This window comes from Peptoniphilus indolicus ATCC 29427, from assembly GCF_000227315.1.
GTDB lineage: Bacteria > Bacillota > Clostridia > Tissierellales > Peptoniphilaceae > Peptoniphilus > Peptoniphilus indolicus.
Genome location: NZ_JH165066.1, coordinates 28,029 through 44,956 on the forward strand (window position 1 = coordinate 28,029; position 16,928 = coordinate 44,956).

At 31.2% G+C, this 16,928-nt stretch carries 15 protein-coding genes and 1 pseudogene; 2 read left to right on the forward strand and 14 right to left on the reverse strand.

The window, feature by feature from the left end:
* Positions 1-31: 31 nt before the first annotated feature.
* The 14 genes and pseudogenes from HMPREF9129_RS10790 to HMPREF9129_RS09155 form a co-directional block, all read right to left on the reverse strand.
* The gene (locus HMPREF9129_RS10790; protein ID WP_004822816.1) at positions 32-211 is read right to left on the reverse strand and encodes a DprA-like winged helix domain-containing protein; all 180 of its coding nucleotides are present in this window, start codon (positions 209-211) and stop codon (positions 32-34) included.
* Between the two features lies 1 nt (position 212).
* Complete coding sequence (gene dprA, locus HMPREF9129_RS09095; protein ID WP_169311348.1) at positions 213-1,097, reverse strand: DNA-processing protein DprA; 885 nt, start codon at positions 1,095-1,097, stop codon at positions 213-215.
* A 1-nt stretch (position 1,098) separates the two neighbouring features.
* Positions 1,099-2,615: pseudogene (locus HMPREF9129_RS09100) on the reverse strand (YifB family Mg chelatase-like AAA ATPase).
* Between the two features lie 9 nt (positions 2,616-2,624).
* Positions 2,625-2,975: a YraN family protein gene (locus HMPREF9129_RS11870; RefSeq protein WP_004822822.1), complete on the reverse strand. Its 351-nt coding sequence runs from the start codon at positions 2,973-2,975 to the stop codon at positions 2,625-2,627.
* A gap of 3 nt (positions 2,976-2,978) precedes the next feature.
* On the reverse strand, positions 2,979-3,584 hold the full coding sequence (gene rnhB, locus HMPREF9129_RS11875) for a ribonuclease HII (protein WP_004822824.1): 606 nt from the start codon (positions 3,582-3,584) through the stop codon (positions 2,979-2,981).
* Positions 3,571-4,419, reverse strand: coding sequence for a ribosome biogenesis GTPase YlqF (gene ylqF / locus HMPREF9129_RS09115; RefSeq protein ID WP_004822827.1), 849 nt, complete (start codon positions 4,417-4,419; stop codon positions 3,571-3,573). The genes rnhB and ylqF overlap by 14 nt, the downstream gene beginning before the upstream one ends.
* Positions 4,420-4,516: 97 nt before the next feature.
* Positions 4,517-5,467, reverse strand: coding sequence for an ABC transporter permease (locus HMPREF9129_RS09120; protein WP_004822829.1), 951 nt, complete (start codon positions 5,465-5,467; stop codon positions 4,517-4,519).
* The gene (locus tag HMPREF9129_RS09125; RefSeq protein ID WP_004822831.1) at positions 5,467-6,564 is read right to left on the reverse strand and encodes an ABC transporter permease; all 1,098 of its coding nucleotides are present in this window, start codon (positions 6,562-6,564) and stop codon (positions 5,467-5,469) included. The genes HMPREF9129_RS09120 and HMPREF9129_RS09125 overlap by 1 nt, the downstream gene beginning before the upstream one ends.
* A complete protein-coding gene (locus HMPREF9129_RS09130; RefSeq protein ID WP_040553041.1) occupies positions 6,554-8,053 on the reverse strand; it encodes an ABC transporter ATP-binding protein in 1,500 nt (499 codons plus the stop codon). The genes HMPREF9129_RS09125 and HMPREF9129_RS09130 overlap by 11 nt, the downstream gene beginning before the upstream one ends.
* Positions 8,054-8,183: 130 nt before the next feature.
* Positions 8,184-9,248, reverse strand: coding sequence for a BMP family lipoprotein (locus HMPREF9129_RS09135; RefSeq protein WP_004822834.1), 1,065 nt, complete (start codon positions 9,246-9,248; stop codon positions 8,184-8,186).
* 178 nt (positions 9,249-9,426) lie between these two features.
* On the reverse strand, positions 9,427-10,773 hold the full coding sequence (locus HMPREF9129_RS09140; RefSeq protein WP_004822836.1) for an oxaloacetate decarboxylase subunit alpha: 1,347 nt from the start codon (positions 10,771-10,773) through the stop codon (positions 9,427-9,429).
* Positions 10,774-11,039: 266 nt separating this feature from the next.
* Positions 11,040-12,365: an argininosuccinate lyase gene (gene argH / locus HMPREF9129_RS09145; protein ID WP_257009257.1), complete on the reverse strand. Its 1,326-nt coding sequence runs from the start codon at positions 12,363-12,365 to the stop codon at positions 11,040-11,042.
* A gap of 6 nt (positions 12,366-12,371) precedes the next feature.
* On the reverse strand, positions 12,372-13,604 hold the full coding sequence (locus HMPREF9129_RS09150) for an argininosuccinate synthase (protein WP_245946091.1): 1,233 nt from the start codon (positions 13,602-13,604) through the stop codon (positions 12,372-12,374).
* 797 nt (positions 13,605-14,401) lie between these two features.
* Positions 14,402-14,839 carry a hypothetical protein gene (locus tag HMPREF9129_RS09155; protein WP_040553022.1) on the reverse strand — a complete coding sequence of 146 codons (438 nt, stop codon included), beginning with the start codon at positions 14,837-14,839 and terminating at the stop codon, positions 14,402-14,404.
* A gap of 103 nt (positions 14,840-14,942) precedes the next feature.
* Between HMPREF9129_RS09155 and HMPREF9129_RS09160 the strand changes: the two genes are divergently transcribed.
* Together HMPREF9129_RS09160 and HMPREF9129_RS09165 are read left to right on the forward strand one after the other, a co-directional pair.
* Positions 14,943-15,422 (forward strand): MOSC domain-containing protein, encoded by a 480-nt coding sequence (locus HMPREF9129_RS09160; protein WP_004822843.1) that lies wholly within the window; start codon positions 14,943-14,945, stop codon positions 15,420-15,422.
* An 89-nt stretch (positions 15,423-15,511) separates the two neighbouring features.
* A partial coding sequence (locus tag HMPREF9129_RS09165) for a carbon starvation CstA family protein (protein ID WP_083827202.1) occupies positions 15,512-16,928 on the forward strand: 1,417 nt, incomplete at its 3' end.

Genomic DNA, 16,928 nt, shown 5'->3' on the forward strand with positions numbered 1-16,928 from the left:
GGTGCATTTTAAATTGTATTTAATTTTATAATTACATATTTAGTTGAATTCTTTTTCCATTAACTGTCAACACTTCTTTAAGCTCTAAAATAGTTAAAAAACTACTTAGTTCTGAAACATTCATGAATAAATTTCTAGCCAAATCATCTATTTCATTGACACCTTTTTCTATACACTCTACAACTTTTATTTCATCTTCAGATAAATCCACTTCAAAAAGTTTTCTTTTTCTCTACCTTTGGAAGTATTGCCAACAACTCATCAATAGAACTCAATATATTAGCCCCATCTCTTATTAATGCATTTGTGCCTTCTGAATAAAAACTATTTATATTTCCCGGAACTGAAAAAACTTCTTTACCTTGCTCAGCTGCAATCCTTGCAGTTATAAGACTGCCACTTTTATTCCTAGCCTCTACAACAATTATAGCCAAACTAAGACCTGAAATTATTCTATTTCTAAGAGGAAATCTATAAGGCTTTGGTGCGGTTCCAGGAGGATATTCTGAACACACAACTCCATTGTTTATTATTTCAGAATAGAGATGAGAGTTTGCTTTAGGGTATATCACATCTACCCCACTTCCAAGAACAGCTATTGTCCTCATATTGTTAAATATTGCCCTATTATGTGACAGTGCATCTATTCCATAAGCCATCCCTGAAATTATTGTTGCCCCTACTGGCTTTAAATTATCCACTATGTAGTTTACAACAACTTTTCCATAATCTGAGTGATTTCTAGAGCCAACTATACCTATGCTAAAAAAGTCATCTTTAGAAAATTTGCCTTTTGTATAAAGTACTCTCGGAGAATTTTCTATGTATCTAAGTCTATCTGGATAATCATCATCTATGTAAGTTAAGATATTTATATTTTCTTTAAAACAATATTCCTCTAAAAGTTTTAGTTTTTCCTCATCAAATTTTGATAGTCTATTTCTAACTGCTTTTGAAAAATTTTTTTGAATTGCTTCAGATGAAAATATTTCTGAAATATGTATATCATTTATAGATAGATAATCTTGAATTTTTTCTATTTCAATATTTTCAACTCCAATTAAATTTAAATATAATATATAGTCTCTGTATTCCATATTAACTCCAATATTTAACATCCATTGTCCTATATCTTATAGCTTCTAATATATCAGTATCTTCTATATCTTTATGATTTTCTAAATCTGCTATTGTTCTTGAAACCTTTAGTATTTTATTATAAGTTCTGGCGGAAAAAGAATATTTTTTAAATGCCATATCCATAATTTTTTAGATTTTTCTTTTAAATTACAAAATTCTGCCATCATATTTTCTTTAATCTCAGAGTTGCATTGGAAATTGAAATCTCTATATCTATCTTTTTGTAATTCTCTTGCTCTTTCTACTCTCTCTTTTATAACTTTTGAACTCTCCGATTCAATTTTTTCATTTGATAATTTATCATATTTTACAGCAGAAACCTCAACATGAATGTCAATTCTATCCAAAAGAGGATGTGAAATTTTAGATAGATATCTATTTATATCAGCTGCACTACAATTGCACACATGGTCCTTAGAATTATGAAATCCACAAGGACAAGGATTCATGGCTGCAATCAAAATAATATCTGACGGATAAGTTAAACTTGCATTTGCCCTTGATATACTTATAGTTTTATCTTCTAAAGGTTGTCTCAGTACTTCTATAACAGTTTTTTGAAACTCGGGAAGTTCATCTAAAAAAAGTACACCATTGTGCGAGAGCGATATTTCCCCCGGTTTTGGGATTCTCCCCCCTCCAATTAAAGAGACTGCCGATGCAGTATGATGAGGTGCTCTAAAAGGAGGATTTGTAATTAATTTTGATTCTTTCAAAAGACCCGCTATTGAATATATTTTTGTAACTTCAATTGCTTCATCAAAATTCAAACTCGGTAGTATAGTTGGAAATCTTTTAGCTGCCATACTCTTGCCACTTCCCGGCTCACCAACCATAAGTAAATTATGCTTCCCAGCGGCAGATACCTCTAAAGCACGCTTTAAAAATTCTTGACCTTTCATATCTGAAAAATCTATATCAAAAGTCTTATCTTCAATATGATATTCTTCAGTATATCTAGCTACTTGTTCTTCGCCATTTAAAAAACTAACAACTTCTCTTAAAGTTTTAACTGGGTATATTTCAACGTCTAAAACTACTGAACATTCTTCACGATTTTCATAAGGAATTATAAACTTTCTAAATCCTTTTTCACGCATTGAAATTACCATTGCTAGACAACCGTTTATCTTATTTACAGAACCGTCTAATGACAATTCTCCAATGTATATATATTCTTCTTTAATATCAACAGATTGATTTGCAGATAGTATTGACATTGCTATTGCCAAGTCCATTTGCGAGCCATCTTTTCTCAAGCTTGCAGGTTGCAAATTTATAGTTATTCTACTCAAAGGAAACTCTAAACCTTCATTTTTTATCCCCGATCTAACTCTCTCTATAGACTCTTTTATAGCTGTGTCCGGCAATCCAACTATTGTAAATTTGGGTAAACTTCTCATTAAATCCGCTTCAACAGTTACTAAATCTCCTTCTAATCCTTGTAAAGAACAAGTCAAAACTTTAGAATACATAATTTCACCTCATACTACTTCAAATGCATTTTCTATGTGATTAATCTCTCCCGTTGAATAATACTCAACAACGTCAAACCTAACTTGCAAATGTGTATAATCATACTTAATTAAATAATTCATTGATGTTTTTATTATGTTTTTAATCTTTCTTTCATCCACAGCTTCAAAAGCATTCCCAAACTTTTTAGACCTTCTGCTCTTTACTTCTACAAATACAATTATATTTTTATCTAAACATATTATGTCTATCTCAGTCCCATTAGCTCGATAATTCCTATCTAAAATTTTACATCCTTTGCTCACCAAATAATCTGTTACTATCTGTTCACCGTAATCTCCAAACTCTTTGTTATTCATTTTTTAACCTATTAAATTTCTCAAAAAGGTAAGCCTATGCATAGGTGTATATCCTACTTCTTTTATTGCATTTCTGTGTTCAGTAGTCCCATAACCTTTATTTTTTTTTAGATTATATCCAGGATATAACTTCTCCCAATTATCGCAAAGACTATCTCTATATACTTTTGCAACTATTGAAGCACAAGCTATTGAATAGCACCTATCATCACCCTTTATTATGGAAACTTGTGCTATTTGAGTATCAATTTTTTCTGCATCTATCAACAATAAATCAGCATATACTTTTCGCCCTTTTTGATCCCTCATATTTTTAATTGCTTGTTCCATCGCCAAGTGTGTCGCATTTTTTATATTTATTTCATCAATTTTCTTAGAATCAATCCTTCCTATACCTACTGCTATACACTCATCAAGTATTTTTTCGTATAGAGACTCTCTTTTTTTTACAGATAATTTTTTAGAATCAGCTACTCCTTCTATTCTGCTATCCGGCATTATAATAGCACAAGCTAACACATCTCCAAAAAGAGAACCCCTGCCAACTTCATCTATTCCAACTATATTAGTGTAGCCAATTTTTTTGTACTCTTTTTCAAATTCTTCCATCAATAGTCTCCAATGTAATATTTCCTAAGACACCTTTCCTGAATTCATCAAGAACAATATTTGCAACTTTTGAGTAGTCAATTTCCCCACCTTTTACAATTGCGCCTCTTTTTCTTCCTATTCTTTCCATCACTTCAATAGGCTCTCCATCTACTTCAACATTATATCTATTTTTCAAAATATTTTCGTCTATACTAATCAATCTTTCAATCAATCTAAGCACCAATGTTTCAATATCCATTATTTCATCTTTTATAGCTCCAGTAAAAGCAAGATTCAAACCAACTTTTTCATCTTCAAACTTAGGCCAAAGAACTCCCGGAGTATCCAAAAGATGTAACTTAGGATTTAATTTAATCCATTGGTTAGTTTTAGTCACTCCCGGTCTATTGCCTACCTTAGCCGACTTTGTCTTTGAAATACCATTTATAAATGTAGATTTTCCAGAATTTGGAATGCCAACTATCATAGCCCTTAAAGGTCCCATATTTATACCTTTTTCTTCTTTTTTTGCTATTTCGTCTTTCATAAAATTAAGTGCTTCTCTTACTATAAGAGATGAATTAGGCTTTGCTGCACTATAGAGAACAGCTCTGTTATTATCATCTGATAATTTCTTTTTCCATAATTCATTCTGCTCAGAATTAGAAAGGTCTGTCTTATTTAAAATAAGTAATCCTTTTTTATTTTGTAATACCTTACTAAGTATAGGATTTCTACTAGCAATTGGAATTCTTGCATCTATTATTTCTATATAAAAGTCCACTAGTTTTGACTTTGCTTGTATATCTTCTATAGTTTTTTTCATATGTCCTGGATACCAATTTATGTTCAAAATATCACCTTCTCTTTAAAATATAATATCATAATTGGCAATATATTTATACATAATAAAAAACCTCCTGTAATACAAGAGGTTTGATAAGCTTAATTTAGTTATGTCTTTGGTATGGAATACCGTCTGCACTAGGTGCATTTGAACTCTTTACAAATAAAATCAAAGCAAGCAATGTTATTACATAAGGTAGCATTGATAAAAGATTTGTATCTAATTGAATTCCTAAATTTCCCAATATAACTGAAAATCCTTGTGCTGCACCAAATACTAAACAAGCAATAAATGCACCTTGAGGTCTCCAGTTACCAAATATTACGGCTGCAAGAGCTATAAAGCCTTGTCCTGAAATTAGAGTTTGTCTGTAGTTAGAAACTATTGCCAAACTCATACTTGCTCCACCAAGTCCCGCTAAAAAACCTGAAGCTAATACACAAAAATATTTTATTCTATATGCATTAACACCAAGTGTTTCTGCTGCTCTAGGATGTTCCCCGACAGCTCTTATCCTAAGACCTAATTTAGTTCTATATAGCACATACCACATAATAGCTACAAATGCAAAAGCTATATAAACTATAACATATTGTTGAAATAAAACCTTTAAATATCTCATCCACGGATATTGTGATATCAACTCTTTTGTAAATACATTAGAAAAAAGTTGAGGCAGTTTATTTTTAAATGGAATTGACTTAGACATTGCAGCTCCGTCAAAAAATATTCTACATAAAAATAATGAAAGTCCAGGTCCTATTAAGTTTATAGCTATACCACTTACAACGTGGTCTGCTTGGAAATTTATAGTGGCTATTGCGTGGAATAGAGCTAATGCCATTCCTCCTAAACCTCCACATAAAAATGCAAGCCAAGGATTCCCTGTATAAAAACCAACAGTTGCTCCCACTATAGCTCCTATCGTCATCATACCTTCAAGTCCTATGTTTACAACCCCACCATTTTCACTTATAACTCCACCAAGCGCTGTAAAAATAAGAGGAGCTGAATATAATAATGTAATGCTTATAATACCTAAAATTGTACTCATTATTTTGCCTCCTTCTTTTTATATAGAGAACTTATAAGTTCTAAAAGTCTTGGCATAGCAATGAAGAATATTATTATACCTATTACTATATCTACTACTTCAGAATAAGTATTTAGAGAAGAGTTTAATTTTCCTCCACCATATTTCAAACCTGCAAATAAAAGTCCTGAAGGTATACAAGCTAATGGATTGTTACCAGCTATTAGAGCAACTGCCATACCATCAAATCCATATCCTTGTTGCGATGCCATAAGCCCTATGTTTCCTGCAACACCTAGAACCATAATGGCTCCTGCAAGTCCTGATATAGCTCCTGAAATAGACATTGAAGTAACCTGATTTTTTTGTATGTTTATTCCACCGTACTCAGCAGCATCTAAATTGTATCCAACAGCTTTTAATTGATATCCTAAAGTTGTATTCTTTATAATATACCAAACTAAAATTGCAATAACTATAGCTATTACAATACCCCAATTCAATGGAGGTCTTAAAACTTGCTTCAATATGCTGTGGTTCATTAAGAAATCTATTCCAGCATCTGTTCTCTTCCAGTTTCCTAAAATTTCAATATTTGCAGTTACATTTATTGGGTAAGTTGTATCAGTTCCAACTTTTCTCAATGCTTTTAAACTCAACATATAATTACTTAAATAAAATGCAATCCAATTGAACATTATAGAAGAGATTACTTCGTTTATTTTGAACTTACTTTTTAATAAACCAACAATTCCTCCCCAAATAGCTCCAAAAAGAGTGCCAACTAAAAGAGCAAATATAGGGTGAATTACTGGTGGTAATTTCAATAAATAACCTATTAAGAATGCACCTATTGAACCAACTATATATTGTCCTTCACTACCTATGTTAAATAGTCCTGTTCTAAATGCGAAGGCAACTGAAATACCTGTCAAAATTATAGGGATTGCTTTAACTATAACCCATGAAATATATGATGGCTTTCCTAAAGCTCCTATTACAATTACTTTAAAAGCTTGTAAAGGATTGATGTCGTTAATTATTAAAATAATAGAACCAAACAAAAATCCAAATAGTATAGATACTACAGTATAAAATAATCTATTTTTACTTTTCATCTGCAGCACCTCCAGCCATTAACAATCCTATTTCAGTTTCATTAGTTTCGTCTTTTTTCATTACCTTTGATATCTTCCCATCATAAATAACAGCTATTCTATCAGATAGAGCTAGTATTTCATCAAGCTCAAACGAAATCAATAAAACAGCTTTAAAATTATTTCTTTGAGTTACTAAAAATCTGTGAACATACTCAATTGCCCCTACGTCCAATCCTCTCGTAGGTTGAGCCGCTATCAATACATCAGGATCATTAGTAATTTCTCTTGCAATAATTACCTTTTGTTGATTCCCCCCAGATAAAGCACTTGTCTTTTGATGTATATCTCTTGGACGTATATCAAATTTTTCAACTAATTCTTTAGCAAAATCTTCTATCTCTTTAGATTTTAAAATTCCCTTATTAGAAAATTTTTCTTTGTCGTAATTTTCTAGAATTAAATTTTCTGAAATATCAAAATCTAATACTAATCCTCTTTTTTGTCTATCTTCCGGGATATTATATAATCCAGCTTCATGAATATCTCTAGGTGTTTTATTGGTTATATCCTCACCATTTATTTTAACAAGGCCTGACTCTATTTTTCTAAGTCCTGTAATAGCTTCTAAAAGCTCTGATTGCCCATTTCCATCTACTCCTGCAAGTCCTAAGATTTCCCCTTTATATAAGGTTAAATCAAGTCCTTTTACCATATCAACATTTCGTTGATCTTTTACTACAAGATTTTGTATTTCAAGCACAGCTTCGCCATGTTCTTGGTCTTTTTTATCTACCTTTAGTCCGACGCTTCTTCCTACCATCATGTCTGCTAAATCAGATTCAGTAACTTCTTTTACATCTACAGTATCTATTTTTTCTCCACGTCTTATAATAGTACATCTGTCTGCCATTGCTTTAATTTCTTTTAACTTATGAGTTATTAAAATAATAGTTTTTCCTTGTTGTGACAGATTGTTTATTATATTAATAAAATCATCTATTTCTTGAGGAGTAAGTACTGCTGTTGGCTCATCAAAAATTAATATATCTGCACCTCTGTAAAGAGCTTTTAAAATTTCAACTCTTTGCTGCATACCAACAGATATATTCTCTATTTTTTCATCTGGATTAATTTCTAATCCGTATTTTTTAGACAGTTCGATTACACTTTCTCTAGCAAATTTAATATCCAGTGCCAAACCCTTAGTTGGCTCCATTCCTAGAATTATATTTTCAACTACAGTAAACGGTTTTATAAGCATAAAATGTTGATGCACCATTCCGAGTCCAACTTTGATAGCTTCATTAGCATCCTTAATATCTACTAAGTTCCCATTTATATAAATGCTGCCACTTGTTGGAGAATATAGTCCGTATAGTACATTCATAAGTGTACTCTTACCTGCTCCGTTTTCACCTAAAAGTGCATGTATTTCACCTTGTCTGACATCAAAGTTAATATTATTATTAGCTGTAAAATCTCCAAATTTTTTTACAATGTTTCTCATATCTACAGCTAATTTGTAATTATCCTGATTTTGCACTTCTTCACCACCCTTTTGTTAATTATACTATAAAAATCACATTTAGTAATTAAAAAAAGAGTTTGGATAAAACCAAACTCTTCAAATACTTAAATTACTTTGCTGCTTCGTAAGATTCTTTATCTTTAGGAACTGTTAATTCACCTTTTACAATTTTTTCTTCAATATCTTTTACAGCTTTAAGAACTTCTGGTTTAACATTCTTATCTGAAGTTGGAGCTATGCCTACTGCGCCTTCATCTTTAAGACCAAGCTCAATTGTAGTTCCACCTTCAAACTTATTATTTTCAACAAATTCTTTAATTACCTTATATATAGCTACATTAGCATTTTTCATCGCTGATGTTAATACATTTTCAGGAGCCGCTTCAGATTGGTCTCTATCTACACCGATAACCCATTTATCAGCTTCTTTAGCTGCTTCTATAACTCCGTCTCCTGCCCCTCCTGCTGCATGGAATATAACATCTGCACCTTGTTGATACATTTGAGTTGCAATTGCTTTACCTTTTTGAACATCACTGAATCCACCAACATATTGTACTGCAGTTTCGATTTCTTTGCCTAGTTCTTTTGCTGCATAATCAACACCAGCTCTAAAACCATATTCAAAATGCCCTATAAGTGTTCCTTCTTGTCCGCCTACAAAACCAACTTTGTTAGTTTCAGTAGTTTTACCAGCAATGTAACCTACTAAGAAAGATGGTTCTTCTTCTCTAAAAGTTATGCCTAGTAAGTTGTCTATAGGTTCAGAAGGACTATGGTCAATCATAGCATATTTGACATCCGGATTTTGTTTAGCAACTTGCTCAATAATATCCCCCATTTTAAATCCTGCACCTACAACCATGTTAGCATTTTCATCTAACATACTTTCAAAGTTTGGAATAAAGTCATTTGCATCAGATGATTCTTTGTAAACCCTCTTAATTCCCAGTTCAGATTCAGCTTGCCCAATACCTTCATAAACACCTTGATTAAATGAAGCATCGTTAATTCCACCTTCATCAGTTACAAATCCTACAATTAAATTACTAGCTTCTGTCGCTGTTTTTTCTGAATTTGCAGCAGCATCATTCTTTGGTTTATTACCACCACAAGCAACAAGTAGCATTGTTGTAGCTATTGCTAGAACAACAAGTAAATTTCTCTTTTTCATACTTACCTCCTATAATTTCTTAAGACCATTATATAATATTTAGATAACCTTTTCAAATAAATTGAAAATGTTTTCTAAGTTTTATTTTAAATTTTAATTTTAATTAAAGCTTTCACATATATGCTATAAAAAAGACACTATAAAAAAAGCTTTTAAAGTGTCTTAGATATATCTATATTTAAAAGTTATATTTTCTCTCCAAAAAGTTTTTACCAACTTCTGGGAATAGTGCATAAGTTAAAACATCTTCTTGTGATTGTGCAACATCAGCTATCTCTTCAATTATTTTTGGAAGTCCATCTGATAAATGGTTTGCCGGTCTATCTGTTATCACTTCTGCATCTTGAATAATACTCTTCCTAAAAGTTTCATCCACTGGAACAGGAGTTTGACCATAAAGTCCCTTTAAATAGTCTTTTACTTCATTAGGAACCATCTTATATCTTTGTCCTGTTATTATATTGAAAGTAGCCTGAGTTCCAACCATTTGACTCATAGGAGTTACTAGTGGTGGAAACCCTAAATCCGCTCTAACACGTGGAACTTCTTTTAGAACTTCTTCGTACTTATCAAGTTTTTTAAGACCTGCAAGTTGGGTATACAAGTTTGAAAGCATTCCACCCGGAACTTGATAAATCAATCCCTTAGGATCAATAGATAACATTTTTGTAGGTAGAGTCCCTTCTTTCAAATACTTTTCCTTAACATTTTGGAAAAAGCTTGCCAATTCTTCTAATACCTTCATATTAAGTCTTGTATTATTGCCGCTCTCTCTTATCAAAACATCTAAAGTTTCTGTTGAAGGCTGTGATGTTCCTCCTGAAAATGGTGATATTGCAGTATCTATTATATCAATTCCAGCCTCAACTCCCTTTAAATAAGTCATTGAACCCATTCCTGTTGTCTCGTGTGTATGAAGTTCTAATGGAAGATTAGTATTTTTCTTTAGTTCAGTAACTAATTCATAAGCCTTATATGGTGTCAATATCCCTGCCATATCTTTGATAGCTATTGAATCCGCTCCCATCTCTGTAATTTTAGAAACAAGATTTGAAAAATATTCCACAGTGTGTACTTCAGAAGTTGTATAGCTTATTGCAACTTGAGCTTCTGCTCCATATTTCTTTGTAGCACTTATTGAAGTTTCAAGATTTCTTATATCGTTTAGTGCGTCAAAAATTCTTATTATATCTATACCATTGCTAATAGATAGTTCTATAAATTTTTCCACTACGTCATCAGGATAATTTTTATATCCTAATAAATTTTGACCTCTTAAAAGCATTTGAGTCTTAGTGTTTTTTAAATTTGATTTTATAAATCTCAATCTTTCCCATGGGTCTTCATCTAAAAATCTTATACAAGAGTCAAAAGTAGCTCCTCCCCAACACTCTAGAGCCCTATACCCAGCATTATCTAAAAGATTTAAAGCATCTTTAAAATCCTCAGTTCTCATTCGTGTTGCCATCAAACTTTGGTGAGCATCTCTGAGTACCGTTTCTGTAAATTCTATTGTTCTTCCCATTCTTCCTCCTAAAAATAACTTACTCTATAAATTTATAATTATAAAATTATTATTCCTATAAAATATTTTCTTTATTAATGATATTACAATATATACCCTTTCTCAAGCGGCCAAAAAGCTTTTAATATTCAACTTACCTATGCACAATATAGATAAATTGATATAAAAAGCCTCTTTCTATAGAAAAAGGCTTAACATTGTTTTTTTATTGTTTTTTAATATCTTCCAATTGCTTTTTAGTTAGCTTAATTTGCTCCTTAACAGACTTAGCTGAAGGACCACCAAAAAACTTTTCTTTCATTTAATATATAATCTAAATCTATAAACTTATAGTAATCTTCTTCAAATACTTCTGAAAATTCTTTATATTTTTCTAAAGGTATTTCGTTTAAGCTAAGGTTTTCGGAAATTCCATATTTAACAATACTGCCTGTTATATAGTATGCATCTCTAAAAGCAAGACCTTTTTTTACAAGGTAGTCTGCTGTATCCGTTGCATTTATATATCCCTTATGTGCCATTTCTCTCATTCTATTTGAATTGACTACCATAGTATCCAACATACCTTTTAAAACTTCTATAGATATTTCAAATGTTTCAACACTGTCAAATAAATATTCTTTATCTTCTTGCATATCTTTATTGTACGCAAGAGGTATTCCCTTTAGCATGGTCATTATTCCCATTAGATTTGAATATAGACACGCCGATTTTGCTCTTAAAAGTTCTGCCATATCAGGATTTTTCTTTTGAGGCATAATTGAAGAACCGCTTGAATACTCATCAGCTATAGTTATAAATTTAAATTCTTGTGATGAATATATTATAAGTTCTTCTGCCAATCTAGAAAAATGCATTCCAACATTAGCTAGACAATATAATAATTCAACAACATGGTCTCTATCTGATACAGAATCCATCGAATTTAGTGTTGGAGCTTTAAAGCCAAGCTCTAATGCCGTAAAATCTCTATCTATCTCATAAGTTGTTGTGGCTAAAGCACCTGCTCCAAGTGGACTAGTCATCATTCTATCTCTTGCATCAGATATTCTTGAAATATCTCTTAAAAACATTTGAGCATACGCCATTATATGGTGTGCAAATGTAACAGGTTGTGCAATTTGTAAATGTGTATAACCCGGCATTACAGAATCTAAATTTTCTTCAGCAACTTTAAATATTATTCTTTCTAATTCAACTAATAAATCTATAGCTCTTTTAGAAGCTTCTATTGTAAATAGTTTTACATCTACTGCGACTTGGTCATTTCTGGACCTTGCAGTGTGTAATTTCTTACCTGCATCTCCAATTCTATTTGTCAGCTCAGATTCTATAAACATATGAATATCTTCAGCATCTTTAGAAAATTCAAGGTTACCATTTTCAATATCTAAAAGTATTGAATCTAGTCCTGAATCAATTTTTGTAAACTCTTCATCAGATATTATACCACACTTATTCAACATTTTTGCATGTGCTTTTGAGCCCTTTATATCCACTCTATAGAGTTTATAATCCACTCCAATGGAGCTATTAAACTCATGAGCAATTGAAGCCGTTTTATTATTAAATCTTCCTTTATATAAATCCATTACCATTCATTCATTCTTTCTGCTTTGTATAGCTTCTATTTTTAAAGGTAGAGCAAATAAATTTACAAAACCTTGAGAGTCATATTGGTCATAAACTCCATCTTCTCCAAAAGTTGCAAACTCTTCTGAGAATAGAGAATATTTTGACTCAACTCCATTAGGAATTATATTTCCCTTGTATAATTTCAATTTTACTGTACCACTAACTCTTTTTTGTGTCTCATCTACAAATGCTTGAAGAGATTCTCTTAATTTTGAATACCAAAGTCCCTTGTAAACTTCATCAGCATACTTAAGAGATAACATTTGTTTAAACTTCAAAGTATCTCCGTCAAGTGTTAGAGACTCTAAAATTTCATGTGCTCTATATAATATTGAACCTGCTGGATTTTCATATATACCTCTTACCTTTATTCCTGTTATTCTGTTTTCTATAATATCATCTATTCCAATTGCATGTTCTCCACCAATTTTATTCAACTTCTTTATTAGTGAGACTCCATCCAACTTTTCTCCATTTAAAGAAACTGGAACTCCTTCTACAAATTCAAGTACAATTTCTTCAGTTTCATCTTTAGCATCTTCAAACTTTTTAGAAAGAGTTAAGAAATTATCATATTTAGGAGCATTAGCAGGATTTTCTATTTCCAAACCTTCGTGAGAAATATGCCATAAATTTCTATCTTCTGAATATGCTGAGCCATTATTTTTATTTATAGGAATATTTCTTTGTGCTGCATAAGCTTCTTCTTCTTCACGAGATTTTATTTCCCAAAATCTCCAAGGTGCAACTATTTTTATTTCAGGATCAAAATGTCTAATTGTAGTTTCAAATCTAACTTGGTCATTCCCCTTGCCTGTACAACCGTGCACAATAGCATCTGCACCTTCTTTATGCGCTATCTCTATCATACGTCTTGCTATAATAGGTCTTGCAAAAGCTGTTCCCAATAAATATTGATTCTCATATTTAGCTCCTGCCTTTAGAGTATTGAATACAAAGTCTTCTACAAATTCCTTTTGTATGTCTTCTATATATAACTTTGAAGCTCCTGAATTTAATGCTTTTTCTTCAAGACCATCAAGCTCTGATTCTTGACCTACATTTCCTGAAACAGCTATTACTTCACAACCAAAATTTTCTTTTAGCCATGTTATCATAACTGATGTATCCAATCCACCAGAATAAGCTAACACTACCTTTTTGAGTTCTAAATTTTTCATTGTATTGTATTCCATATTTTCCTCCCTATAATAAAAAACGTCCCTTTCTATCATCTAAAGATAGAAAGAGACGAATATCCGCGGTACCACTCCAATTGGGTTAAAATAAATAACCCCACTTATAGTTTAACGACAACTTTACGTGCAATGCTCGAGCTCTCACATTGCCATCTCCATGGCCCTACTGCTTACTCTCACTTCAATTTTCTGACTCACACTCTACTCAGATCGCTTTTAATCTATATGAGAAGCACCCATTTCATAGACTTTTTTATATTTTGTATATATTAAACTCTATATCTTTTTCTGTCAAGTGTTTAATTTAAATCATTTATATATACTAAATTGCAATATCAAATTGAACTATATTACCCAAGTGATCAATTAATCATAAATTATTAAGTTTCTAACAAAACCCTCTAAAGGAGTTTTATAATTTAGGATTTTTCTAGGTAGTTTATTCATTCAGTTCATTATCTTAAGATAATGATTTTTCCCATAGTATGTTAAAGATTTTCCCTGTTTTCTTTTATTTAGTCTAGTTTTACTCGATTTTGTCTTCCTGTGTAGCTTTATCGGCAAATCAATAGATTTAACACAAATCAGACTTAAGTTTACATAGTTATATAATGTTTTGTAAATACTCTTTTTTCATCAATATTGATTAAATTGAATTTCTTCTGTTATACTAAATTTCATAAGAAGCCTTTCTTTCTGATAATTTGTTTTTGCTTAAGCTTATATTACCAGATGGTTCCCTAATTTTTTATTTTTTGTCATATATCTATTTATTACCTAACAAATATGATTGCTTACTTATTTTTAGAAAATTTCTTTAAAATTTCACTTTCTTCTTCACCATATACTTGTCTAATATTCCAACTACTTATTTTTAAATTAACCAAGTAGTTTCCATTTTTTAATTTTGTAAATTTTAAATCTCTAACATCATCCCATCTGACAAATATAGAGATAAATAGTGAATTTGGAGTTACTATTACTCCACTTTTAGAAAATCCTTCTGCAAAAAATCCTGATACAAAAAATAGCCATCCAACTATTCCAACTATTAAATTTATTTTCTCTAATGTGCTGAATTTAAAAAATATAACTAAAATTGCCACCAATAAAAATCCTGATATTAACATCTTATGTAACATAATTTTAGCATGATGTTCATTTTTAAAATAACCATATCCGTTGTATACTATTCCTAAAACCATTGATATTAACAAAATATATGATACCATTTTTATCTCCTTATCCATTTTTCTTTTAACTTAATTTATAATTTTTAATTTAATAAGTCAAGTTTTGAATTTATATTTATTAAAAGTTGAGGTAAATTTTTAAATGCCGTATAATATATTAAAATTCAATTTAGAAATATTAGGTGATTTAATGGCAAAAGTTATATCGATAAATAAATCAGATACAAAGGGAGTAGTAAAAATACCTCAAGATTCAGGAGAATTTATAGAAAATTTTGGTCTTAAGGATGATGCCCACGCAGGCAACTGGCACAGACAAGTTAGTTTATTAGGTGTTGAAAGTTTTAATAAAATGGAAGGCTTAAATCTTAAGTATGGAGATTTCGCAGAAAATTTGACTACTGAAGGAATCGTCTTATATGAACTTCCTATAGGAACTTTATTGAAAATAGGAGAAACTATTCAAGAAGTTACTCAAATAGGAAAAGAATGTCACAAAGGTTGTGCAATTAAGCAAACTGTAGGTAAATGTGTTATGCCACTTGAGGGTATTTTCACAAAAGTTATTAAAGGAGGTTTAATCTCTGTGGGTGATTTTATCGAAATTATGGACTCTAAATGAGTCCTTTTTTCTTTAATAAAAGCTTGATTTAATAGCTTTTATGTATTAGATTTATAATGTATAAACTATATTTGAGGAGGAAAAAGTTTATGGTATTATTTTTAATCGGCGTTTTGATTTTAATAGTATGTGGATTTGCTTATGGAAAATATTGCGAAAATGTATTTGATCCAGATGATCGTGTCACACCTGCTATTGCTAAAGCTGATGGTGTAGATTATGTAGGAATGAAAAAATGGAAAAATCAACTTATTGAACTTTTAAACATTGCTGGTACAGGACCTATCTTAGGACCTATACAAGGTATCCTTTTTGGACCTATTGCATTTTTAACAATACCTATAGGCTGTGTTTTTGCAGGTTCTCTACATGATTACTTTGTTGGTATGATTTCTATGAGAAATGATGGGGCCCAAGTTCCAACGCTTATAAAAAAATATGTTGGTACAGGAACTAATAAAATTTACAATATAATTATTTGGATACTAATGCTTTTAACTGGTGTTGTTTTTATTTACACTCCTGGAGATTTAATTGTAAATAATATCCTTCGCATGGACATAAACTCAAATGTAATATGGATAGTGTATGCTTGTATTTTACTTTACTATATCATAGCTACACTTTTCCCTATTGACGCCATTATAGGACGTGTATATCCAATCTTCGGAGCATTCCTTGGAATTTCTGCAATTGGTGTTTTCATTGGAGTTCTTTTAACTGGTGGAGCCGATCTTCATCCTATCACTTCAGGAGCTTTAATTTCTGAACACCCTACTGCTCAATCATTCATACCTGTTTTCTTTATAACAGTAGCTTGTGGTATAATGTCAGGTTTCCACGGTTCACAAGCAACTCTAATCTCTAGAACTGTTAAGAGCGAAAAAGAAGGTCGTCAAACTTTCTATAACATGATGCTTGCTGAAGGTTTTATTGCTATGTGTTGGGCTGCAGGTGCTATGGTTTTATTTAACACTACTGCCCCTGTTGATACTACTGCAACTTTAATGGTTGGTGAAATTTCTAAAAGATTTATGGGTAGCATAGGTGGTCTTCTTGCTATAATCGGAGTAATAGTGCTTCCAATAACAAGTGGAGATACTGCTTTTAGAGCTCTAAGACTTATGATTGCAGAACAATTTAATATTGACCAATCAGTTGCTATAAAGAGAGTAATCCTTTCTATAATAATCTTTATTCCTGCAGTTTTAATTTTATTCTTTGCTAAAACAAATGCAGGTGGATTCAATATGCTTTGGAGATACTTTGGTTTTACTAACCAATTAGTAGCTGTATTTGCATTATTAATGATATCTATCTACTTGAAAGCTCATAACAAAAACTACTATATTTCTTTAATACCCGGTATATTCTATACTTTCATAGTAACAAGTTATATATTCCACGCTGACCTTGGATTCTCTTTGGATACAAGATTAGGTATTGAAGGATACACAGCTAGCTATATTGTTGGGGCTATAGTATCAGTTCTTTTCGTATGGTTTG